The organism is Rahnella sp. 1L-D-7-B-C2 (assembly GCF_057290995.1).
Genome location: NZ_JBXAVQ010000009.1, coordinates 169,500 through 192,387 on the forward strand (window position 1 = coordinate 169,500; position 22,888 = coordinate 192,387).

Annotated in this window: 14 protein-coding genes, 1 tRNA gene and 1 pseudogene; 12 read left to right on the plus strand and 4 right to left on the minus strand. The window is 44.3% G+C overall.

Annotation, left to right across the window (positions count from 1 at the left end):
- Nucleotides 1–116 precede the first annotated feature (116 nt).
- The 6 genes from AC0Z7K_RS16035 (at nt 117) to AC0Z7K_RS16060 (ending at nt 8,864) form a co-directional block, all read left to right on the plus strand.
- Nucleotides 117–1,928: a VPA1262 family N-terminal domain-containing protein gene (locus AC0Z7K_RS16035; protein ID WP_485615158.1), complete on the plus strand. Its 1,812-nt coding sequence runs from the start codon at nt 117–119 to the stop codon at nt 1,926–1,928.
- Nucleotides 1,921–2,562 carry a hypothetical protein gene (locus tag AC0Z7K_RS16040; RefSeq protein WP_485615159.1) on the plus strand — a complete coding sequence of 214 codons (642 nt, stop codon included), beginning with the start codon at nt 1,921–1,923 and terminating at the stop codon, nt 2,560–2,562. Before AC0Z7K_RS16035 ends, AC0Z7K_RS16040 begins: the two co-directional genes overlap by 8 nt.
- Before the next feature lie 2 nt (nt 2,563–2,564).
- Nucleotides 2,565–4,484, plus strand: a complete 1,920-nt coding sequence (locus AC0Z7K_RS16045) for a hypothetical protein (RefSeq protein ID WP_485615160.1) — start codon at nt 2,565–2,567, stop codon at nt 4,482–4,484.
- A gap of 212 nt (nt 4,485–4,696) precedes the next feature.
- Entirely contained in the window at nt 4,697–5,131 is a 435-nt protein-coding gene (locus AC0Z7K_RS16050) for a hypothetical protein (protein ID WP_485615161.1), read from the plus strand.
- Between the two features lie 405 nt (nt 5,132–5,536).
- Nucleotides 5,537–7,237 (plus strand): ATP-dependent nuclease, encoded by a 1,701-nt coding sequence (locus tag AC0Z7K_RS16055; protein ID WP_485615162.1) that lies wholly within the window; start codon nt 5,537–5,539, stop codon nt 7,235–7,237.
- A 1-nt stretch (nt 7,238) separates the two neighbouring features.
- Nucleotides 7,239–8,864 carry a UvrD-helicase domain-containing protein gene (locus AC0Z7K_RS16060; RefSeq protein WP_485615163.1) on the plus strand — a complete coding sequence of 542 codons (1,626 nt, stop codon included), beginning with the start codon at nt 7,239–7,241 and terminating at the stop codon, nt 8,862–8,864.
- A gap of 210 nt (nt 8,865–9,074) precedes the next feature.
- Here AC0Z7K_RS16060 and AC0Z7K_RS16065 read toward each other — a convergent pair.
- Both AC0Z7K_RS16065 and AC0Z7K_RS16070 read right to left on the minus strand, forming a co-directional pair.
- A pseudogene (locus AC0Z7K_RS16065) lies at nt 9,075–9,477 on the minus strand (tyrosine-type recombinase/integrase); the annotation flags it as partial.
- 5 nt (nt 9,478–9,482) lie between these two features.
- Nucleotides 9,483–10,430: a hypothetical protein gene (locus AC0Z7K_RS16070; RefSeq protein ID WP_485615164.1), complete on the minus strand. Its 948-nt coding sequence runs from the start codon at nt 10,428–10,430 to the stop codon at nt 9,483–9,485.
- Between the two features lie 437 nt (nt 10,431–10,867).
- On the opposite strand from AC0Z7K_RS16070, the gene hsdR reads away from it, so the two are divergent.
- The 5 genes from hsdR to AC0Z7K_RS16095 all read left to right on the plus strand — a co-directional run bounded on the left by hsdR (nt 10,868) and on the right by AC0Z7K_RS16095 (nt 19,731).
- Nucleotides 10,868–13,288: an EcoAI/FtnUII family type I restriction enzme subunit R gene (hsdR, locus tag AC0Z7K_RS16075; RefSeq protein WP_485615165.1), complete on the plus strand. Its 2,421-nt coding sequence runs from the start codon at nt 10,868–10,870 to the stop codon at nt 13,286–13,288.
- Nucleotides 13,289–13,359: 71 nt separating this feature from the next.
- The gene (locus tag AC0Z7K_RS16080) at nt 13,360–14,832 is read left to right on the plus strand and encodes an N-6 DNA methylase (protein WP_485615166.1); all 1,473 of its coding nucleotides are present in this window, start codon (nt 13,360–13,362) and stop codon (nt 14,830–14,832) included.
- On the plus strand, nt 14,832–16,538 hold the full coding sequence (locus tag AC0Z7K_RS16085; RefSeq protein WP_485615167.1) for a restriction endonuclease subunit S: 1,707 nt from the start codon (nt 14,832–14,834) through the stop codon (nt 16,536–16,538). Before AC0Z7K_RS16080 ends, AC0Z7K_RS16085 begins: the two co-directional genes overlap by 1 nt.
- Nucleotides 16,539–16,582: 44 nt before the next feature.
- The gene (locus AC0Z7K_RS16090) at nt 16,583–18,484 is read left to right on the plus strand and encodes an AAA family ATPase (RefSeq protein WP_485615168.1); all 1,902 of its coding nucleotides are present in this window, start codon (nt 16,583–16,585) and stop codon (nt 18,482–18,484) included.
- 143 nt (nt 18,485–18,627) lie between these two features.
- Nucleotides 18,628–19,731, plus strand: a complete 1,104-nt coding sequence (locus AC0Z7K_RS16095) for a nuclease (RefSeq protein ID WP_485615169.1) — start codon at nt 18,628–18,630, stop codon at nt 19,729–19,731.
- A gap of 109 nt (nt 19,732–19,840) precedes the next feature.
- On the opposite strand, the gene AC0Z7K_RS16100 is transcribed toward AC0Z7K_RS16095, so the two are convergent.
- Both AC0Z7K_RS16100 and AC0Z7K_RS16105 read right to left on the minus strand, forming a co-directional pair.
- The gene (locus AC0Z7K_RS16100; protein ID WP_485615170.1) at nt 19,841–21,106 is read right to left on the minus strand and encodes a tyrosine-type recombinase/integrase; all 1,266 of its coding nucleotides are present in this window, start codon (nt 21,104–21,106) and stop codon (nt 19,841–19,843) included.
- A 198-nt stretch (nt 21,107–21,304) separates the two neighbouring features.
- A tRNA-Leu gene (locus AC0Z7K_RS16105) sits at nt 21,305–21,389 on the minus strand.
- Between the two features lie 219 nt (nt 21,390–21,608).
- Between AC0Z7K_RS16105 and ampH the strand changes: the two genes are divergently transcribed.
- Nucleotides 21,609–22,748, plus strand: a complete 1,140-nt coding sequence (gene ampH / locus AC0Z7K_RS16110; protein ID WP_485615171.1) for a D-alanyl-D-alanine-carboxypeptidase/endopeptidase AmpH — start codon at nt 21,609–21,611, stop codon at nt 22,746–22,748.
- Nucleotides 22,749–22,888: the final 140 nt, after the last annotated feature.

Genomic DNA, 22,888 nt, shown 5'->3' on the forward strand with positions numbered 1-22,888 from the left:
CTGCCTTCTCCCTTTCCGCTGCATAAAGTACCTTCGTTCATCCGGCTAAGTGACCTTATTAGCGGTAGTCCATCGAAAATATCAAATCAGCACCTTTGACCGATAGCGAGCCATACATGGAAAGTACCGAAAGCAGTAGCCTCTATAGTAAATTGACTGACGGCTTCGAACACGCGGTCGTTCATGTCGCAGTGATTGTACCGCCAAGCTCTACTTCTGAGCGGCCCCCTCTACGTTTGCTGTTCGCATCGGTCTGGTTGCTGGCATCAGGAAGGCAACCTCCTATAAGACCTCCCAAGCCTTACATCAAAAAATTTAACAAAGAAGGCGCCATTGCGGTCGATCGTATAGTCATGACAGCAGAAGAGGCCATCAAGTGGTATCGAAGTGAATCCAAAGAGCTTCATACACCGACTCCTCTGCATGGTTTCCGGGCTAATTCTGATGGCGAACCCCTCACAAGTGGCAGGCTAAGCGACTTTCCAAGATGGCCAGTACTGGGTGTACCAATGGAAAGCGAAGACATTACGCTGAGATCTGAGCGTTCTTCACTCCCCTTCCGCAATCTTGGTATCATCAGGTATTCACGCCGAATTTCAGACAGCCAGGAATGGCCGAGCTTTCTTGACACAGATGGACAAAGCAAGCAGTGCCAGGAAGCCTTTCAATTCTTGGAGCACCACATGCACGTCGATTTTAGGGAGTATCCTGAATATTTGGGTGGGATGGCGCTCGCTGTCCCTGATTGTGACGTTCATTCTGTCCGACAGTTCGTTGACCCTAGAGAGGACGGTTCCGAATTGTTGTACTTCCATGTGAGGCCTCACCCAGGCCGTAAACTCAAAAATCTCAGCTTGACTTCGATGGAAGGACAAGAAGGGATGCTCACCTCCTTCGATACAGTTCCTGTACCAGAGGATGGCTTGGTTGTGATTGAAAGGCCTTCCTCCATCCACGGCTCTGGTATTGTCCTCACACATACGGAACGCGGTGTCTTGCTGCAAACGCCCATGCGACAGTTCATACGACAAATGAACATGAGGACTGAGATAGTAGAGCGACGCGTCAAGGTTAGTTCCCCAGAAACAGATAGAAAGAAGAGTCCAGTCAATGAGTACTTTACCGAAAAAAAAACCTTAGCGTCCTCACAAACATTGGGTGAAGCACCAAACACAGCAGACGCCTTCCAGCGTTTGTTAGAGGCGAAAAACGAGCGACTCCTTAATTACAGCGCCCAAATATATGATCAGACATGGTTTACAGCTAACCAGCGCAAGGAGGCACTCGATCACATCAGGAAAAAGCTCAAGCATGCTCGCTCAAGCATCTTCATAGCCGATCCCTACTTCAGTGCAAACCAAATTTCCCAATACCTATTTGCTATTGAGCGAGACGACGTCAAGATACAAATCCTTACTTCAAACAATGCCTTCAAACAGATCAAAGAAGCGGGATCAGGTATTGAAGCCGATAGTGAGGCGGAACTGGACACACAGCAGGCATTGCTGCAAACCCTAACTATCTTCCATGCCAGCCACAAAAACAGCATTGAAATAAAAGTCGCCAATACTGAAAGTAGTCTGTTCCATGATCGATTCATCGCGGTCGATGGACGTGTATGGATGATCGGCAGTTCTTTGAACTCTATCGGTATACGGCCAACACTGACCATGCGCATACCCCATGGTGAAAAAATACTCACCCACCTCACGGGCCTTTTTAACAATTCTATCCCTTTGGAGGACTTCAAAGTCCTGAAAGGGGCGACTAAGAAGACATGTGTGTATTGCGGGCGTGGTATGGCAGACGCTAAAGAAGCAAAGGTAGTACATAAAGCGAAAGGTGGGACTAAGGCTCATGGTAAACCGGACGCACAAGGGACGCAGGATGCGGAAACGCGGGGTGCGCAGGACATTGATAATGGTTAAACTTCTATCACAAAATAATGTCAGTATGCTCACTCCGGCGGTAGAGGCAAATTTTACTCCGCAGCTACTTATACCTTGCGAGGCACCCTACCGGGACGAATCTCGTCATCATTTCCCATGCGCCAATGCCATCATTGCTCGTCGTGAGGCTCCGAATGTACGGTTAGTCGAGGAGTTTGAAAAAGCACTTAGTACTGCTAGAGAGGTGTGGATAATTGACAGGCACTTATTTTCTGCAGATGGTCAGAAGCCCGACCATAATCGAAGAATAAATCATGTTGTGGCGTGGTTTTACACAGAACATATTAAAACAGTAAAGATTTTGACTGGTTATCATAGTTTACAGAAAGACATCGAGAAAGCTTTCGAGGATTTAAAGCAGGTCGTAACAGAAGACCGTTCCAAACTCTCCCCACCTATAACAATAGAGCTCTCATTTACCCTCAAAGACGCCGACTGTCTTCACGATCGCTTTGCTATCATCGATAACGAATTATGGCATTTTGGCGCAACTGTCGGCGGTTTTCACCGAGACGTAAATGCTGTGAGTAGAGGCTGGAATGCTGAGGCTCATGATGCCGTGCAATTTTTTGAAACAGTTTGGAAGATGGCCAACATTAAAGGGAAAAAATAGGCATGAACAAAGAATGGCACTTGCCGCCCGCTTATGAATCGGAAAGATATAAATCGTACATAATTGCAGAGTCAGTTATTGAAGAGTTTGCAGAAGGTAGCTTTTCATCTCCCAATCCATTGATCACGTCTGTTATTGACTACTTCTTAGTTCAGGATGATGCCAAGAATGCTATTAAGAGGTTTACCACCATCCTAGGTGGTTCCAACGAGGACTTCGATGCGTCGGACGATCCAAAAATTCAGGCTGCCCTGGCGATTGGAATTGTAACGGCATGGGCCTCTTCAGAAACCGAAAACCGGTATAATGCCTTTAAGGCTCTCGTCCGAAACTCATGGTGGCTTGAGCATTTGTGGACGGAAGTTGCACTGGTTATAGCTTTGAAAAATGCTTCTTTCAAAGAAGCACTCTTAGATTTAGCCGAACAACATTTCGTCGATGCTGAAAAAAAACTGCTTCAGGAAGATGGGGTTGATCCATACCATCCTACTACCCTCGATGAAATTTGGTACGGGCATGCTAGGGAAAGTCGGTTCGATCAATCCAGTTGGCCATGGATTGAATTACTGGCGAAACTTGATCCAGATAAACTGTTCAAATGGATGAATTCGACAAACAATCTAATCTTGATCAATCGAGTACTCGGCAGTCCGGAGTTTTACCGTAACTACGAACTGTGGGAACAGTTCACACTCTGGTCTCAACCGAGTTTCAAAAGTGATGGCTCATGGAATGGTGCCATATTGCTTCCCAGCTTGCTCAGGCATGGAAGTGCGAAAATCCTCCACATAGCCAATGGCGAAGAATATCATCCGTCTGTGCTAGAGCAGCACGTCAAGTCACTGCAAGCCAGTTTTGTTGATACTGTCTCTAAAAGAACCGATTTCGAGGGGCTTTTTAAGCGGTGGGGCACATGGCTAACTCGCCAACACCTTAACTTCCCTGATAATAATTCGGATAAAAAACGACCGCTAAGCAGCCAAGACATATTATGGGCATTAGCCGAAAAACTCCCTCTTCCCTATTCACCAGCCATTTCCGAACAATTGAATTTTTCTTGGGAGCCATGGGCTTACCAATCCATGCTGGCACTGCTACATTCGAACTACCCCGACAAGTTTCCGATACCGGATGTCAGTGCTTTCATCAAAGAATGGAACTTGACACCTACCGAGTGGGACGCTTCCAAAGGTAAGTCGCTTCGAAGTCATGTTAGCCAATATCATGCCACTCAGCCCAACAACTATGCTTGCCGAGTGCTTGGATACTCTGTCGCATTGAGCGATACCTTCACCAGTCACTGGTTGAGCATGTGGAACTCTAGCGTTGCGCTGAGAGAAATCCTCGAATTCCGTCCCATTTATAAAATTTCTAAGGAATGGCAACCTTCTGATGCTTCAGGACTAATGCGCATATTGGTTGACGTAGGCTTGGGAATTCTGGACTGTACTACCAACGCGCAGGAGACGCTGAATCCCGAAATACTTAAGCAATCCGCCGCGCTATTTCAAGCGCTGTGGGAGGCTACCACTGAGATGTTGAGTATTGACTTCTATGGTGACGACTTCTGGCCAATCATGCAGCAACACCTAGTCATTCGCCGACTACGGTGGACAGTCGAAGCAAAGAGCACGAATGAAGGTCATTACAGCACGTGGCTTGATCAAGCCGCTTACCCAACGTCACGGGAAACATTGGTTTTAGTCTCCAGTAATCCTTGTTCACTCATAAGCCTTCTTCCCCTGCTTGTGCAAAACCAGATTCCCAAGCAAGACTTGAAGGACTTGTTAAATCAAGCCGAAATTGACTTGGCGTCTCTTGCATCGAGTGCGGCCAGATACCGGAGTGGTCCTGAGAGGAAATTCAAGATACATCCTCATCACGTCAACTTGATCGAAGAGTTAGCTTGGGTCAACAAATGAAATTGGGGTGAAAGGCTTCCGACTTTCTGGATACATCCTTCTCGCTCATAGGGGAAGTCATGTCCCTCCAGAATGGCCGGTTTTGTGTCAGAAACTGTAGAGGAGCATCTTAAGATGCCGGACTTAACATGTTGCGATAAAGAACAATACGTGCAATATTGAACGCATCAGGCAATATGTAACGATCGGTTCAATTCTAACAGGTGGCTATTGTGAATAAATTGTACGAGCTAAAACATTTTGTGAAAGGCGACAGAATTCATGTTCAGACTCAACAAATATGGTTAATTCTCGTTAGCCATATCGAAAGTTCCAAACTGAGTAACCCTCGCCCGCGATGGGTGCAACCTATCACGTACAGTGAAGTCGCTTCCCGCATGAAACGTGAGGAGCCGAATGCCGGATTGTTTCTTTCGAGACAATTGGGCATCTTGGGTAATTTGTGCCTTGAAAATGGCTTACCGCCTATCAACTGCATTGTTGTCAACAAAAGCACTGGTGTACCGGGAAGTGAAGTTGTGCTGACAGGCGATGGTTCACTTGATGACGATCAGAAGGCAGTGTTCAATTATGACTGGTTTAGTGTAAGAGTACCTACAACAGGAATGCTGCGTAGCGTCTGGGAAGACAGAGCTAGCTGGAAATAAAATTCGCCAGAACGAAGCAGTTTAATGTGCTTCAGTCTGTCCTGTGCTTGATCGCACCAGCAGTTACATCCTATTCGTAAGGTTGTGTTCATCATCCCATCAACAGAGGATGTATTGGCTGCGATCACGACATCATAAAACAGCCAAAGGACTCAGCCGCACGTAGGTTTTCCCGATTGTACCCAATATTCTCCGCCTCTTCAATAACACCTGGTGATGAGTCATGAGGCGCATCTGCGGTCTGCTATCACTTTGTGCCAGAAGCATAACTTGTCTGAACATCATTCTAGGATAATTAACCGTTCTGGATGGATCTACCGCAAAAAATGAGCAAAATTCAGTTGCATACTTTACGTGAAACCCCATCATGAAAAGGTTTTTTTTACTTTAAAGAGGGATTTTAAGTTGGAAATATCATCTCTGAAACTTAAAGGTTTTAGAAATTTTAAAGATGCATACATCAAGTTTAATTCGAACACTCTGATCATCGGAGCTAATGATGTTGGCAAAAGTAATATGCTGCATTCGCTAAGAATGCTATTAGATAAAAGTGTCTCAGATTCAGAAATTGAACCAAATGAACTTGATTTTCATTTAGAAAATGGAAAGTCATGTGAAGAGTTTGAAATTATTATTCATTTTAAAGATATCAATGAAGATGCAGTACTTTCTATTTTGAAAGGGAACGTCAGTGACTCAGGTGAATCGTTCATTAAGTATTTCGCACAAAAATCGGATCTCAGCTACAAACTTTTTATTGGTGATTCTTTAGAGTCTTTACAAGAAATCAATTCTCGCTATTATCTTAAATTCGTTAATTTAAAATATATTCAGTCACAGCGAGATTTAGAGAGATTTATTCGCAAAGAAAAAAGACAACTCTTAAAAATCGCACAGCAATCATTGAACTCTGATGAAAGAGAAGAAGATGACGATTTGTTAGGAGAGATAAGTTCAGATTTACAGTCAATTAATGATAAGATATCTCAGCTTATATATGTAGAAAGAGCAACAAAAGAAGTTAACGATGAGCTCAAAAAACTTGCACATCATTACTCCGAATATTCTGTACAGTTAGATACTGGGGCAATTGGAATAAATGACTTCATTGATAACCTACAACTTGGAGCTAATACAAATGGTTCTAACGTAATGCTTGGAGGAGACGGACGAAACAATCAAATATTACTAGCATTATGGAAAGCGAAAAGTATTAAGGAACATGATATCGATAACGAAGTTATCTTCTATGTTATCGAAGAACCTGAAGCACACCTACACCCTCATCAACAAAGAAAATTAGCTGATTATTTGATAGCTGAACTTCCAGGTCAAACAATCATTTCATCCCACTCCCCCCAAATAGCGGTAAACTTCGAGCCAGACTCAATAATAAGATTGCTTGACCGGGATGGACACACTGTAGCAGCAAGTGAAGGATGCTCGAAAGGTATTTCAGATGGCTGGGAAGATATGAGCTATCGGATGAGTATATTGCCAGCAGAATCATTCTTTTCAAATGGTGTTTTCTTAATCGAAGGGCCATCCGAAATTTTATTTTACCATTCCTTGGCTAAAAGTTTAAATATTGATCTAGATTATTTGAATGTTTCATTAATTTCAGTGGATGGAATATCATTTAAAATATATGCAGCAATACTTGATGCTTTAGAAATTCCATGGGTAATGCGAACTGATAACGATATATCAAAGCTAAAAGGTCAAGAGAAGTGGAACTATGCAGGTATAAACCGATGTTTAGATATAGTTGGTATCGAAAAGTTTGAGCATAGTGACAAAAAAACAACATCTCTCGATACTCTTACCAACGGTGACTGGAAAACAGTTTCTGAGGAAATAAATAAATCTGGAGTATATTTGTCGAAAATTGATTTAGAAACCGATCTTGTCGAGGAATTGAGTGCTTCAATATTAGATGCGTTAGATAAAAAAGATAATCAAAGCGCAATTGAATACTTACAAAAGAAAAAAGCAATAAGAATGCGTATACTTCTGAAAAAAATAAAAAAAGACCTTCATAATCTTAACTCGGGTGATCTGGCTAAACCGCTAGACCACCTTGTAAAAATAGTTAAAGGTGAATGAAATGAGTGTTTTTTCTCCAACCAATCAGCAAATATTAGCCATTGATTACCCTAAAAGCATGGTAATAACAGCATGTCCTGGAAGTGGTAAAACTACAGTTATAAAAGAAAAGATTAGAAATATTACCGGCTGTCTTCCTGAGCATAAAGGGGTCATTGCAATTACATTCACAAGGAAAGCAAGTTCAGAACTGGAGCGCAGATGTAAGGCGGAAGGACACGATACAAAACACAGTTTCTTTGGTACGATTGATAGTTTTTGCTTAAAGGAGATAATCATTCCATTTCTTCCAAGAATATGGGGGGGTAAACCAACAGAATGCAAAGTATTAAAGAGGTTAGAGTCTCCATATAAACATTACCTCAAGCAAGAATTTATTGGTACACCATCAGTCGTTAATATCAATGAAGATTCCGGTTATAAGAAACTGTACGATGAGGGAATGCTTTGGATGAGTTCATTTGCTGCCTTAGCATTAAAAATACTTAATGAATCTCCTGCAGCAACGCGATATATCAAAGCGAGATATAGCCATATATTTACAGATGAATATCAAGATTCATCTTTATCTCAGCATCAATTATTTCTAAAAATAAATGAACTTGGTTTATGCTCTATTGCTGTTGGTGATGTTTGGCAATCAATTTATGAGTTTCGAGGTGGAAATGCTGAGCTGTTACTTGACTTGGTTAGAGATAAGCAAGTGTTTGCACATTTTGAAATAAATTTAAATCATAGGTGTCATCCATCAGTAATTAATTATGCATCTAGGCTACTCGATTCAAATTTCGTGTTATTACCAAGCGAAAGCATCAATGTTTACAGAAAGAGATTATCAGGGAACCTAAAAGATGTTTCGATGACAATATCATCATGGATTTCAAAATGGTTAAATGAAGGAAAATGGGGGTTGGAGCAAGCTAACCAAATAGCTATTTTTGCAAGAAAAGAGCAATCATTGCTATTACTATGCTCAGGATTAACATCAAATTTTAGAGTTTATATTGACACGCCATTAGATAAATTGGGCACAGAATGTTCAGATTTATATAAAGACCTTCTAGCTTATAGGTATAAGGCCATAGGTACTGCGCAAGAGTTAATTAATAAAGTATTTGATGGCTTAATTATAAATGACAATCATCAGTTTTTATTAAGAAAAAAAATTAAAATCCTCAGGGGTAAACTAACAGATGAGGAACTAATTAATAAGTTCCACGAAATCGCTGAAATGCTAAATATTCAGTTTTCTATACCTAATGATAAAGCGGTTTTGGACGTTATATCAGACGATATTTACTTAAAGCAGTTTATGCCATTAGATAAAAATGAAGTTCAAGTAATGACACTTCATAAGTCTAAAGGGCTTGAATTTAAAATAGTATTGCATTTGGATATGGATGAATGGTCTTTTCCATATAGATCAGTTAATGAAGTTGATAGAAATACAGCACTATATCCCAGCCTTCCGCAAGAAACAAACCTTCATTATGTTGGTATTACAAGAGCTGAGAAATGCTGCGTATTAATTAATGCAGAGTTACGCCAAAACTCGACTGGGGCATTTAAGAAGTCTGAAGCATCTTACTTTTTCAAGTTGCCCCAACTAGAGGGTCTTTATCGTTAGGAAATATGGTGCATATTGTAATATGCACCATATTTATTTTTATCTGCTTTAAATATCATCAATGGCTTCTGCATTAATAAAGATAATTAACACATTACATATTGATGGTTTTAGTTGCGGAAAGGATTTTGAACTATCTCTATCAACAATAAAGGTGTGCAGATAATTCCCATACGATTGCATCATATCCCTACGCCCCTCCAAATACTACGCACGGTTGTAAGTCCCACGTATCGCGTTCTTATCCACATGTGCAAGCTGCGTTTCAATCCACGCTGAGTTAAATCCTTTTCATGCAGAATTGTACTAATCGTATGGCGAAAATCGTGTCACGTCAGCATTCCTTTGTATCTCAACAATTCAATTACCTGATTCACACTTTCCTTGGGACCAGTTTAGTACGACCATTTAATCCAATGAATTTCGATTGGTACAGTCCTGTAATGGGCTTGAGTGGCTCAATTTGACCCGCCAATGGAATTGTATGTGGTCGTTTCATCGTCATTATTTATGCAGGTATCTCCCTGAATCGTTTTTCGAAATCGATATCCTCCCTGCAAGCAAAACTTAGTTCCTGAGCTAAAACTCCAGTGAACATGATGACTTGTGTTGATTTAATCAAGAGGGAGATATTAGTCTTACAGGCTCCCATGTTTCTGATGTAGGATCCATCGATTTATATAAGCGGGCGATAGCCAATGCCCCCTCACGAAACAAGACAGAGCTGTTAATAATCATTTTATCTTTTAATTTAGGCTCTTGAGGTATTTCCCTTGCTATAATCGCGGCCAGGCGAATCGAAGCATGGTGAGCAGCAACAGAAGCAATAAAGGGATACGGAGTTCTCTGATACCGAATAGCGGGAGTGCACATCACCTTATGAAGTAATTCAATCGGGAGAGCAGGAAATCCAGCCTTAATCCACTCACGGTGAAGTGCACCACTAATGTCATGACCGTCACTACCCGACAATCTTACACCTTTCGGTTCCAAAACCTCTTTCATTGCACGTTCGATGAAGTGAAGGCTTTCCCATCGGGAAAGCGCATAATGAGCAGCTCCTGCGAGTAGCCGATCTGCAGCTGATTCTAAATGAATTATTGTTGTGACATCAAAACGGCTGATGTCATAGAACATCGTATAAAATTCGTTATAGTCAGCCTGAAGTTTTTCTAGTTTACTACAGGTAATTCTCATTACAGCTTCTTCAGTCAGACCGATCACCGCCTCCAGTAAAGGAATTTCTTTTATTCGTTCAATAGGCATCCTGACACAATATAAAACCCCATTAATTTGATAGGCAATAGGAGGGAAACAATAGGAAATATGCTGCCTATCTCCGTAAAAATTTTCCAACCAATTTGTCACTGACAGTCCTGCTTCATCCGGATCAGACCCTAATACTATTTTGTATCCATCTGCAGAAATAAGGTCTGCTGCAGCAAAAAGTGAATAACTTGGTTCAACAAACTTGGCGGACAAACGATCTCTCACGTAGCTCATGTAATCGTGAAAATTACCCTCACCTTGATTAATTTCTTCCTGAGTAATCGAAGCCTTTTTCATTTAACCCCTTAGTTTTCATATGTCATTAAATTAGTTGTTTCAATATAATCTACTGAAGGCCATTAGCCATCTGCACCATGTTGATTAAAACACGAAAAAATCAGTAATTCTTCCATCAACTTACAGAACATTATGAACTCCCGCAGTTCTCGCATGACGGCTCTTAGGGACCATTAGCTTGCCTAGTTCGTGCCAACAACGGACATTGCAAACTTTCACCGTAGCAATTGTTAGGAGCAGGTCAGATACTGTCAACATCACTATGTGTTTATCACAGGATCAGATTATGCCATCCAAGAAATGAACTGAAACAACGGAGTTTTTACTGCCAAATAATGATTTTGCCAATTGCTGTCCAAAACATCGTTTCAGGCCATTACGTTATGCACTAATCTGTGTAAAATCAGAGCTAACCCAATATTGTGGAATGTTCTGCTATGGCTGGCGTAAACAAAACTCATCTGACTGAAACGGACATCATCACCAAATTCATCATGCCAGCGGTTAAAGACGCAGGCTGGGATGTGATGTCGCAGATCCGCCAAGAAGTGAAACTTCGCGATGGTAAAGTGGTTGTACGCGGCAAGCTGGCTGCACGTCTGACAGTGAAATCAGCGGACATTGTGCTTTACCACAAGCCTGGATTGCCGCTTGCAGTCATAGAGGCTAAAGCCAATAAGCATGAGATAGGCAAGGGTATGCAGCAAGGGCTTGATTACGCGCGTTTGCTTGATGTGCCGTTTGTTTTTGCCTCCAACGGTGATGGCTTTATCTTTCACGATAAAACCAACCTTGTGCAGCTTGAATCTGAAATCAAGCTAGAAGATTTCCCAGGCCCTGAGCAACTCTGGAATAAATACTGCGTCTGGAAAGGTTTCACTGCCGAGCAGATGCCCGTCATTAGCCAGGATTACCACGATGACAGCTCAGGCAAATCCCCGCGTTATTACCAACTTCAGGCGATAAATAAAACCGTAGAAGCCGTTTCTGCCGGGCAAAAACGGGTATTACTGGTGATGGCGACGGGAACCGGGAAAACCTACACGGCTTTCCAGATAATCTGGCGGTTATGGAAAGCAAAAAGTAAGAAACGCATCCTGTTCCTCGCTGACCGCAATATCTTGGTCGATCAAACTAAAACTAACGACTTCCAGCCTTTTGGCAGCGCGATGACCAAAATCACCGGGCGAACTATCGACCCGGCTTATCAAATCCAGCTGGCTTTGTACCAGGCGATTACCGGACCAGAAGAGCATCAGAAAGCCTTTAAACAAGTTGCGCCAGATTTCTTTGACCTGATAGTTATCGACGAATGCCACCGTGGCAGCGCATCAGAAGACAGCGCCTGGCGTGAAATCCTCGAATACTTCAGCAGCGCCACACAAATTGGCCTGACTGCCACGCCGAAAGAAACTGAAGAAGTTTCCAGTACCGACTACTTTGGCGAACCGGTTTATACGTATTCCCTAAAAGAGGGTATTGAAGACGGCTTCCTGGCACCGTACAAAGTTGTGCGCGTCGATATCGACGTAGACTTGCAGGGCTGGCGTCCAACCAAAGGGCAGGTAGATAAACACGGTGAGATTATCGAAGACCGTATTTATAACCAGAAAGATTTCGACCGCACCATGGTGATTGACGAGCGCACCATGCTGGTGGCGCAAACTATCACCGATTACTTAAAACGCACCAACCCGATGGATAAAACCATCGTCTTTTGTAACGACATCGACCACGCCGACAGAATGCGCCGGGCGCTGGTCAACCTGAACCCGGAGCAGGTTAAAAAGAACGAAAAGTATGTGATGAAAATCACCGGCGACGATGACATCGGCAAAGGGCAACTGGATAACTTCATCAACCCCAAAAAAGCATATCCGGTGATTGCCACCACGTCTGAACTGATGAGCACCGGCGTCGATGCTCAAACCTGCAAGCTGGTGGTGCTGGATCAAAACATCCAGTCGATGACCAAATTTAAGCAAATCATCGGGCGTGGAACGCGCATTAACGAAAAACACGGCAAACTGTGGTTCACCATTCTCGACTTTAAAAAAGCCACCGAACTGTTCGCCGATGAACGCTTTGACGGTGTACCGGAAAAAGTGATCCGCACCACGCCGAAAGAGATTACCGACCCCGATTCAGATTTTGACGAGCAACTAGAAGACGAAACGCCTGACGAAATCAACGGCGTTGATGAACCTCCTGCAATTTATGACCCGACACCGGGTGATGAAACGGGCGCATTTGAAGAAGACGAAGAGAATAAAATCCGTAAATTCCACGTTAATGGCGTGGCGGTAAAAGTGCTGGCGAAACGCGTTCAATATTACGATGCTGACGGCAAACTGGTCACCGAATCCTTCCAGGATTACACCCGCAAAACCCTGCTAAAAGATAAAGACTACGCATCCCTTGATGGCTTCACCCGCAAGTGGCATTCTGCCGCCCGCAAACAGGTGATCATTGAAGAGCTGCAACAATTGGGCGTGCTCTGGGACGTACTAGCAGAAGAAGTCGGCAAAGATCTCGACCCGTTTGATCTGCTTTGCCACGTTGTGTATGGTCAGCCACCGCTAACGCGCCAGGAGCGGGCCAACAACGTGCGCAAGCGTAACTACTTCACCAAATACTCCGCGCCTGCGCAGAACGTGTTAAACACACTGCTGGACAAGTACGCCGATGAAGGCGTGCAGGAAATCGAGGACATCCAAGTGTTGAAGCTGAAACCGTTCGATTCGCTCGGTCGCCCGCTGGAAATTATTAAAAGCAGCTTTGGTAGCAAGCAGGCCTACGAAGATGCCGTGAACGAACTGGAAAGCGAAATTTACCAGTTGCCACCACGCTCAGCCTGATAACCCCCCCCTATCCTGCCACCTGGCGCTTACGGCCCCCGGTGGCATCCTTTTTAGAATGGAAAGAAAACATGTCAATTAGCTCAGTCATTAAATCCCTACAGGACATCATGCGCAAAGACGCAGGTGTGGACGGCGATGCCCAACGCCTCGGCCAGCTTTCCTGGCTGCTGTTCCTGAAAATTTTTGACACTCAGGAAGAGGAGCTGGAACTGGAACAAGACGACTACCAGTTGCCGATCCCTAAACGTTACCTGTGGCGCACCTGGGCGGCGAACAGCGAAGGCATTACCGGTGACGAACTGCTGGAATTTGTGAATGACGACCTGTTCCCGACGCTGAAAAGCCTCACCGCACCAATCGACAAAAATCCGCGCGGCTTTGTGGTGAAACAAGCGTTTAGCGATGCCTATAACTACATGAAAAACGGCACCTTACTGCGCCAGGTCATCAACAAGCTTAACGAAATCGACTTTAGTAGCAGCTCTGAGCGCCACCTGTTTGGCGACATTTACGAGCAAATCCTGCGCGATCTGCAAAACGCGGGCAACGCGGGCGAGTTCTACACCCCGCGTGCGGTGACGCGCTTTATGGTCAACCGCATCGACCCAAAACTGGGCGAGTCCATTATGGACCCGGCCTGCGGTACTGGTGGTTTCCTGGCCTGTTCGTTCGACCACGTGAAAGAGCATTACGTCAAAACCACTGCTGACCACCAGATTTTGCAAAAGCAAATTCACGGCGTGGAGAAAAAACAGCTCCCGCACCTGCTGTGCACCACCAATATGCTGCTGCACGGCATTGAAGTGCCGGTACAAATCCGCCACGACAACACGCTCAACAAACCGCTTTCCTCCTGGGATGAGCAACTGGACGTGATTGTCACCAACCCACCGTTTGGCGGCACCGAAGAAGACGGCATCGAGAAAAACTTCCCGGCGGAAATGCAGACCCGCGAAACTGCCGATCTGTTCCTGCAACTGATTATTGAAGTGCTGGCGAATAAAGGCCGCGCCGCTGTCGTCCTGCCGGACGGCACGTTATTTGGTGAAGGTGTGAAAACCAAAATCAAAAAGCTGTTGACTGAAGAGTGCAACCTGCACACCATCGTGCGCCTGCCGAACGGCGTGTTTAACCCGTACACCGGCATCAAAACCAATATTCTATTCTTCACCAAAGGCGAGACGACCAAAGAGATTTGGTTCTATGAGCATCCGTACCCAGCTGGCGTGAAGAACTACAGCAAAACCAAGCCGATGAAGTTTGAGGAGTTCCAGGCTGAAATCGACTGGTGGGGTAATGAAGCCGATGGTTTTGCCAGCCGTGAAGAGAACAACCAGGCGTGGAAAGTGGGTATCGACGAAATCATTACCCGTAACTTTAACCTCGATATCAAGAACCCGTACCAGGGCGAAATCATCAGCCACGACCCGGACGAACTGCTGGCTAAGTTCCAGCAGCAGCAGGGCGAAATCAGTGAGCTGCGCAATCAGTTACGCGACATCCTTGGTGCCGCGCTGGCAGGTAACAAGGGGACAAACTGATGGCCGTTGAGAAATTGATAACTGACCATTTCGATACCTGGACTTCCGCCCTGCAAACCCGCTCCACCGCCGGGCGCGGCAGCAATGGCAAAATCGACCTCTATGGCATTAAGAAATTACGCGAGCTGATTCTGGAACTGGCGGTGCGCGGCAAACTGGTGCCGCAAGACCCGAATGATGAACCTGCGTCGGAGTTGTTAAAGCGTATTGCCGCCGAAAAAGCAGAACTGGTCAAGCAAGGGAAGATTAAAAAGCAGAAGCCTTTGCCAGAAATTAGTGAGGAAGAGAAACCGTTTGAATTGCCAAAGGGATGGGAGTGGGTAAGGTTTGGTAACATTTACGAAATGGAATATGGCAACAATTTACCCCAAGAAAAAAGAACTAATACTGGTGAATATAATGTTTATGGCTCCAATGGGGTTGTTGGAACGCATAACGTAGCTTGCGTTAATTCACCATGCATAGTTATTGGAAGAAAAGGTTCTGCTGGCGCATTGAACTTATCTCTTAATATCGGATGTTGGGTAACAGATGTTGCATATAGCGCAATCCCTCCTATAGCAATGAATCTTGATTTTGTATTTATGCAGTTTCATACACTTGGTCTTGATTCATTGGGTAAAGGAATTAAACCAGGATTGAATCGAAACGATGCATATGGATTGGCGATTGCAATTCCTCCTCAAAATGAGCAAGAAAATATTATTTTAAAAGTTAAAGAATTAATGGCTCTCTGCGACCAACTGGAACAGCAATCCCTGACCAGTCTAGATGCGCATTCTCAGCTTGTAGAAACGCTACTGGCAACGCTCACCGATAGCCAAAACGCAGAAGAATCAGCCGAGAACTGGGCGCGAATTAGCCAGCATTTCGACACACTGTTTACCACTGAAGCGAGTATCGACACGTTTAAGCAAACCATTCTGCAACTGGCGGTAATGGGTAAACTGGTGCCGCAAGACCCTAACGACGAACCTGCGTCTGAACTGCTGAAACGTATTGAGCAGGAAAAAGCGCAATTGGTGAAAGAAGGTAAAATTAAAAAACAAAAACCGTTGCCGCCTGTGAGTGATGAGGAAAAACCATTCGTCCTACCAATGGGATGGAAATGGTGTCGTTTAGGTGATTTGGCACTTGGTTCAGAGGCCGGGTGGAGCCCGCAATGCGAGTCACATCCAAGAAATGGCGATGACTGGGGGGTCTTGAAAATCAGCGCAGTTACTTGGGGAGAGTTCAATGCTGAGGAAAACAAGGCGCTACCGGTAAAATTGGAGCCTAAACAGGAATATGAAGTTAAAGGGAATGATTTCCTTTTATCAAGAGCAAATACATCCGAGTTGGTTGCCCGCTCTGTGGTTGTACCTCAAACGGTGCCTAAGCATTTAATGCTTAGTGATAAAATTATACGTTTCCAATTTCCCGATTTGATAGATGTGAACTATATCAATATAGTGAATAATTCTATGCTTTCACGTGAGTATTACGGAATAGTAGCTGGTGGTACCAGCGCATCAATGAAAAATGTTACACGAAATCAAGTTTCCCTATTGCCTGTTGCATTACCTCCTTATAATGAAAAAAAGAAGATAATTTCTGTTATAGAAAGTGTTTTAGTGCTTGTCGACACTCTTAAAAATCTAGTTGTAAAAAGTGAAGGTATTAAAAAGAATTTAACTGATTCTATTATTTTTCATTTTGAAAATTAATGTGGCCATTATTGCATAATTAATAGAATACTAAGGAGTGTTGGGTGCGCATAAAATCAATTTACATTTCGAGATACAAAAACATTCATGACTTCCAGATGGATTTTGATGATAATAATGGCATAGATGTTTTTGTTGGGAAAAATGCAAGCGGGAAATCTAATTTTTTTGAAGCTATCATTGAGATTTTTCGTCATATTGATCAGTTTGGTCAAGAGAACAACACAATTAGTTTTGAGTATGGCATATTTTACGAAATTGATGGGATTGTGACCAAAATTGAATGGGCCAAGGATCAGTTGTTCATCAATGATGAGGTTGGCCAACGAAGATTAGAAAAAACCCCTTTCCCTGACAATATACTTGTATATTACACCGGACATAATACTACTGTGTCTAGCTTAATTGGTAATTACAAATCATTATTTCAGAGAAAAATTAAAGGCGCTGATTTATCCGATTCACGTAAATTTATTGGGATTGGGCCAGATTACAAAAATCTGCTTCTGACTCTTATTATATCGCAGCATCAAGATAATCCTGCTAGAAATTATATTCTAAATAAACTTGCAGTTAGCAAGCTGGGTCTGACAAAACCTGGCACCAAAGAAGTTACTGAGCCTGTCATCAGATTAAAGTTAGATCGCCCTGATTATGCTAAGGGTAAAAGAGATTTTAATATTCAGCTGAATGATGAAACGGATCGATATTGGAATGCAGTCGGCATTACTAAAGAATTTCTTGATTCTTTATCGCAATGCATATGGGATAATACTGATCAAATATCCGTTAATGAAGGATACTTTCAAGATGAAGACCATTACATACTGTATATATCCATAAAGAAATTACAAGAAAAATTTGAAAAGCGCTGGGATGAACTTTTTCAGCAGTTTGATAACCTAAAAGTTTTAGGAATGCTTTCTGATATAACTGTACCCTTACGATTAGATTCTAATATTGAAGGTGACATTAGTTCCTTTAGTGATGGGCAATTTCAGTCGGTTTATGTTTATGCAGTCTCGGAGTTTTTCAAAAATAAAAACTGTGTGACATTGCTTGATGAGCCTGATGCTTTTTTGCATCCAGAATGGCAGCATCAATTTATTAATCAAGTTAAAGAAATTAATACAATTGCGTTATGTAAAAACCACATTTTAGTGACTACTCACAGTGCTTCAACTATCGCTTCATTAGAGCAAAAATATATTTCCGTGATATATTCTGAGAACCACAAGGTAAAATTTTGTAAGCAAGATAAAAACCAGGTTATTCGTGACTTATCTGCCGGGATCATCTCTTTTTCAGAAACCGAAGCCAGACTGGCATTAAATCAATTTCTCAAAACATCATCTGGAAATGTGCTTTTTACTGAAGGGGTCACTGATGAAATAATTCTCAACATCGCATGGGATAAGCTAAACCCTAGACGAAACTGTCCGTTTGGAATTCAAAATGCTTTCGACCGTACTTTCTTGAGAAATTTATTCTCCCGTGATGAATTGAAGCTAAACTTCCCTAACAGAAAAATGTTTGCCTTATTTGACTTTGACGATGCATATAACGATTGGAAAGGTCTTAAAGGTCTGGACATTGTTATGGACCCATATTCTGGATTAGCTAAAAAATTAAAATATGAATGTCATTACGCTTTGTTGCTTCCTGTTCCAAAGGATAATGACATTAAAAAACAAGTTATTGACGAAAAAAATCAAGCATGGGGTGGGCGCGGAGGCTCTCACTTATCTATAGAACTATTGTTTTATAAAGAGGATTTGCTTGAGAAATGGTTCATCAAACGACCTTTCATCGCAGGTAGTGAAATCATAGAGTTTGCGGGTGACAAAGCTGAATTTGCTAAAACAATGGTGCCGGTATTACCAGCAGAGAGTTTTGAAATATTTAGGCCACTGTTTGATTTCATAGAGAGCAAATGCTATGAATAAATTTTTCGAGTTAATATCATACGGTACTTAATTTTTAATACCACTAAATTAATATGACATCCATTGAAGTGTTACTTCTTTTTTAAAGTAAGAACATATATCAAAACAATAATTTGAAATTCAGATTTAAAGGGGAAGCACAAATGCCAGTTCATCACGCTATCTGGCGGGTAGGAGAGACTCCCGAGCCGCTAACCATCAGCAAACTCGCCAGCGAGCAACTGTTGGAGAAGATGATCTTAAACGATCCCTCCATTCTCTCTGACCAATGGATGATCATCGGCCATCAGGAAAATACGCTCGACAAAGGGCGTATCGACCTACTGGCGATTGCGCCGGATGCCTCTCTGATCCTGATTGAGCTTAAACGCGATCGCACGCCGCGTGAAGTCGTTGCCCAGGCGCTGGATTACGCCTCTTGGGTGGATGACTTAACCGCCGATCGTCTGTCACAGATTTACGAGAAATTCTCTGGCGGCGGTAATTTAGGCGACGCGTTTAAACAACGCTTCAATATCGAACTGGAAGAAGATTCACTGAACCAGTCGCACCAAATCATCATTGTCGCAGCTGAATTTGATCCGTCCACCGAGCGAATCGTCGACTATCTTAGCAAGAATGGTATCTCAATTAACATCCTGTTATTTAAGGTGTTCCAGCACGGTAACGAACAGCTTTTAAGCCGCACCTGGCTTATCGATCCGAGCGAAACGCAAACCAATGCCGCACAGGCAATTTCAAGCGTAAATGGCAGCACTAAAGAACCCTGGAACGGTGAGTTTTACGTTTCATGTGGCGACCCACACAGCCGGGTTTGGGAAGAGGCTCGTCGCTACGGTTTTATTAGTGCAGGTGGCGGAAGCTGGTACAGCCAGACGTTAAAACAGCTCCAACCGGGCGACCGCGTCTGGGTCAATATTCCTAAAACAGGTTATGTGGGCGTAGGGCTGGTGCAGAGTGCCGTTGAACCGGCCAGCAGTTTTATGGTTAACACTGACGATGGCGAAAAACTCGCAATGGACGTGCTCAAGTTTGGTGCCTGGTATCGCGACAACTCCGATGATCCCGATAAATCAGAATATTTTGTCTCTGTTAAATGGCTTGAAACCCGTAGTGAACAAGAGGCAGTGAGCGAGGTCGGCTTCTTCGGTAATCAAAACACGGTGTGCAGGCCAACGGCACCGAGGTGGCGTCATACCATCGAGAAATTGAAGCGATATTTCGGAAACTGGAACACCGAATTGTAATTCGCTGACGATGACCTTCCTGATATATACGAAATTAATATGTTAGAAGCCCTCTAAAAATGAATAACAGCCGCAGTATCAGCTGCGGCGTATCGTTGCACTATTTTTCTTACCTCAATGGATTGTTGAGTTTTGCGTATTCGAATGGAGATATGACTGCTTCTCGATTCACATCCAAATAATCCGCCCACCACTGCACCATCAGCCTGCGCTCCCCCAAGTGCTCAGCCTTATGAATATAAGCCGCACGCACAGAGTTACGTTCCTGGTGACTCATCTGCCGTTCTACCGCATCCTTCGACCACAACCCCGATTCAATCAATGAACTACATGCCATAGTCCTGAAACCATGCCCGCAAACTTCAACTTTCGTATCGTAGCCCATCACACGCAAAGCCTTGTTAACAGTGTTCTCACTCATCGGCTTACGAGGATCATGATCGCCCACAAAAATTAGCTCGCGATTCCCACTCATACTTTTGATCTTTTCCAAAATCAATAGAGCTTGCCGCGATAAAGGAACAAGATGAGGAGTCCGCATTTTCGATCCTCGATGTGAATGCTTCACACCTTCCAGTGGCTCACGCTCTCCCGGAATCGTCCACATAGCAGTTTCAAAATCTACTTCTGACCAGCGAGCAAAACGTAACTCACTAGATCGAATGAAAACTAACAACGTCAGCTCGACAGCTAAGCGTGTTAGTGGTCTGCCGGTATATGTGTCGATACGATGAAGTAGTTCAGGAATGCGATTAAGTTCTAGCGCAGCACGATGCTGTCGTTTAGCTGTGGCAACTGCTCCAGCGATCTCTTGTGCGGGGTTATAGTCGATTAAACCGCTTTGCACGGCAAATCGCATAATTGCTGTTGTTCGTTGCTGTAAACGCGCCGCCACCTCAAGACGTCCAGACATCTCTACGGCTTTAATGGGAATAAGTAAATCTCTGGTTTTTAACTCAGCGATATTCCGCTTACCAATCGCATCAAACAGATTATCTTCCAGACTTTTAAGAACACGGGCACTATGTGACTCAGACCACTTTTGATTGCTGGCATGCCAGTCTCTGGCAACAGATTCAAAAGTGATGACCTCTTTAGCCTGTTCTTCTTTTACTGCACGCTTATGCTCACGAGGATCGACACCGGCAGCAACAAGCTTCCTGGCCTCTTCCCTCTTTTGACGAGCATCAGCCAGTGACGTTTCGGGGTAAACACCAAATGCCATCAGGTGCTGCTTACCGCCAAAGCGGAAACGGAAGCGCCAATATTTGGAGCCGTTAGGATGTATCAACAAAAACATGCCATCACCGTCTACTAGCGAGTATTCCTTTGCTTCAGGTTTTGCCGAACGCACCTTGGTATCAGTCAGGGCCATGATGGTATTCCTTCCATATGCTGCCGTGAGTATATAAGCATTATCGAACCAGCATATATACTCGGTTCTATACTCACAAGCATGTTGATGTGGGGTAACTCAGATTGACGTCGGTTGACTGAAAAGCGGGGCAAAGTCTTGCGGGGACTGGATTTTAGGCATAAAAAAGACCTCAGTTGAGGTCTATTTACATACATATGGTGCCGAAGGCCGGAATCGAACCGGCACGCCTTGCGGCGGTTGATTTTGAGTCAACTGCGTCTACCGATTTCGCCACTTCGGCACAGAAAGTAGTATGCGGAAAACGTGGGCATTATACCCAGCCCAGCAGGTCACGCAATAGTTATCCCACCTTGTTCGGTTTAAGTGTTGAAAAAACAGGCATTGGCCGCATTGCGAGAAGGTTTTGCTGACAAATATCTTTGGATTGAGCGATTTTTTCCCATGCCGTTTCAGAAACTTCGCATTAATATACAAATTACGAATCGTTAATGGCCTGTTGATGGATATCCGCTTGTTGAAAAAAATCTCTCTTTCGCTCCTCGCGCTGGCCTTTGCCAGTACGCCTTTATGGAGCCACGCGCAGCAAAATGCGCGTCTGGCGTCGCAGGTCGTGGATGACCATGCAGAACACATTTTTTACGGCAGCGGCGCAATGGGAATGGCGCTGGTGGTGGTGGATAACAACCAGCAGGTTTTCCGCAGTTTCGGCGAAACCCGCCCCGGTTCTGATGTGCGTCCGCGTGAAGACTCCGTGGTGCGTATCGCCTCGCTGACCAAACTCATCACCAGCGAAGTCTTGGTCAAAATGGCGCAGCAGGGCAAAGTCAGCATTAATGACCCGCTGCGCAAGTACGCGCCAGCGGGCGCCCGAGTGCCGAGTTACAGCGGCACCAATCCGATCACGCTGCTGAATCTGGCGACGCACACCAGCGGCCTGCCGCGTGAGCAGCCGGGCGGCGTGGCACACCGTAATGTCTTTACCTGGCCGACCAAAAGCGATCGTTGGAACTGGCTGAGCGTCGCTAAACTGACCGTGCCACCGGGTGCCCGCGCATCTTATTCGAATCTGGCGTTTGACCTGCTTTCCGATGCGTTATCGAAAGCGGCGAATAAACCCTATCCGCAGTTGCTGCGCGAACAGATTACCCAGCCGCTGGGCATGACTGATACCACGCTGACGCCTAACGCGAGCCAGTGTTCGCGGCTGATGGTCGGCCTGCGTCCAAGCCCTTGTATCAATACCCTCGCCGCAGCGGGCAGCGGCGGCCTGTATTCCACGCCAGCCGACATGGGCCGCTGGATGCGCCAGTTCCTCGGGCAGCGCACCTCCACCGCCGAAATGGCGCAGAAGATGTACTACAAACGTTCAGATTTAGTGTCGCTGAAAGGCATGGACGTACCGGGCATGGCCGATTCGCTGGGTATGGGCTGGGTAACGATGGCACCGACGCCGCTGTTGCCGCGCATCATCCAGAAAACCGGTGGCGGCGGTGGCTTTATTACTTATGTCGCGATGGTACCGCAGCGCGGTATCGGCGTGTTCGTGGTGGTCACCCGCAGCGAACTGACCAAGTTCAAAAACATGAGCGATGGCGTGAACGATCTGGTCGCTGAGCTGGTGAGAAATAACGAAATCTGACAGCTCAGATGCAACAGACCGACGTAAAAAAAGCAGGCTCAGCCTTAATGCCGATCGTTTAAGGATCAGTTGACCGATCCAGTGGCTCGTGTAAAAAGGGTTCATGCTCAACATGGACCCTTTTTAAATGGAACTTTCAC

What these genes read in the sequence shown, in the direction of transcription:
- AC0Z7K_RS16070 (WP_485615164.1), bottom strand. Translation starts at nt 10,430, where the DNA reads ATGAAAAAGGCTTCGATTACTCAGGAAGAAATTAATCAAGGTGAGGGT.
- AC0Z7K_RS16085 (WP_485615167.1), top strand. Translation starts at nt 14,832, where the DNA reads ATGGCCGTTGAGAAATTGATAACTGACCATTTCGATACCTGGACTTCC.
- AC0Z7K_RS16080 (WP_485615166.1), top strand. Translation starts at nt 13,360, where the DNA reads ATGTCAATTAGCTCAGTCATTAAATCCCTACAGGACATCATGCGCAAA.
- AC0Z7K_RS16100 (WP_485615170.1), bottom strand. Translation starts at nt 21,106, where the DNA reads ATGGCCCTGACTGATACCAAGGTGCGTTCGGCAAAACCTGAAGCAAAG.
- AC0Z7K_RS16040 (WP_485615159.1), top strand. Translation starts at nt 1,921, where the DNA reads ATGGTTAAACTTCTATCACAAAATAATGTCAGTATGCTCACTCCGGCG.
- AC0Z7K_RS16035 (WP_485615158.1), top strand. Translation starts at nt 117, where the DNA reads ATGGAAAGTACCGAAAGCAGTAGCCTCTATAGTAAATTGACTGACGGC.
- AC0Z7K_RS16060 (WP_485615163.1), top strand. Translation starts at nt 7,239, where the DNA reads ATGAGTGTTTTTTCTCCAACCAATCAGCAAATATTAGCCATTGATTAC.
- AC0Z7K_RS16095 (WP_485615169.1), top strand. Translation starts at nt 18,628, where the DNA reads ATGCCAGTTCATCACGCTATCTGGCGGGTAGGAGAGACTCCCGAGCCG.
- ampH (WP_485615171.1), top strand. Translation starts at nt 21,609, where the DNA reads ATGGATATCCGCTTGTTGAAAAAAATCTCTCTTTCGCTCCTCGCGCTG.
- hsdR (WP_485615165.1), top strand. Translation starts at nt 10,868, where the DNA reads ATGGCTGGCGTAAACAAAACTCATCTGACTGAAACGGACATCATCACC.
- AC0Z7K_RS16045 (WP_485615160.1), top strand. Translation starts at nt 2,565, where the DNA reads ATGAACAAAGAATGGCACTTGCCGCCCGCTTATGAATCGGAAAGATAT.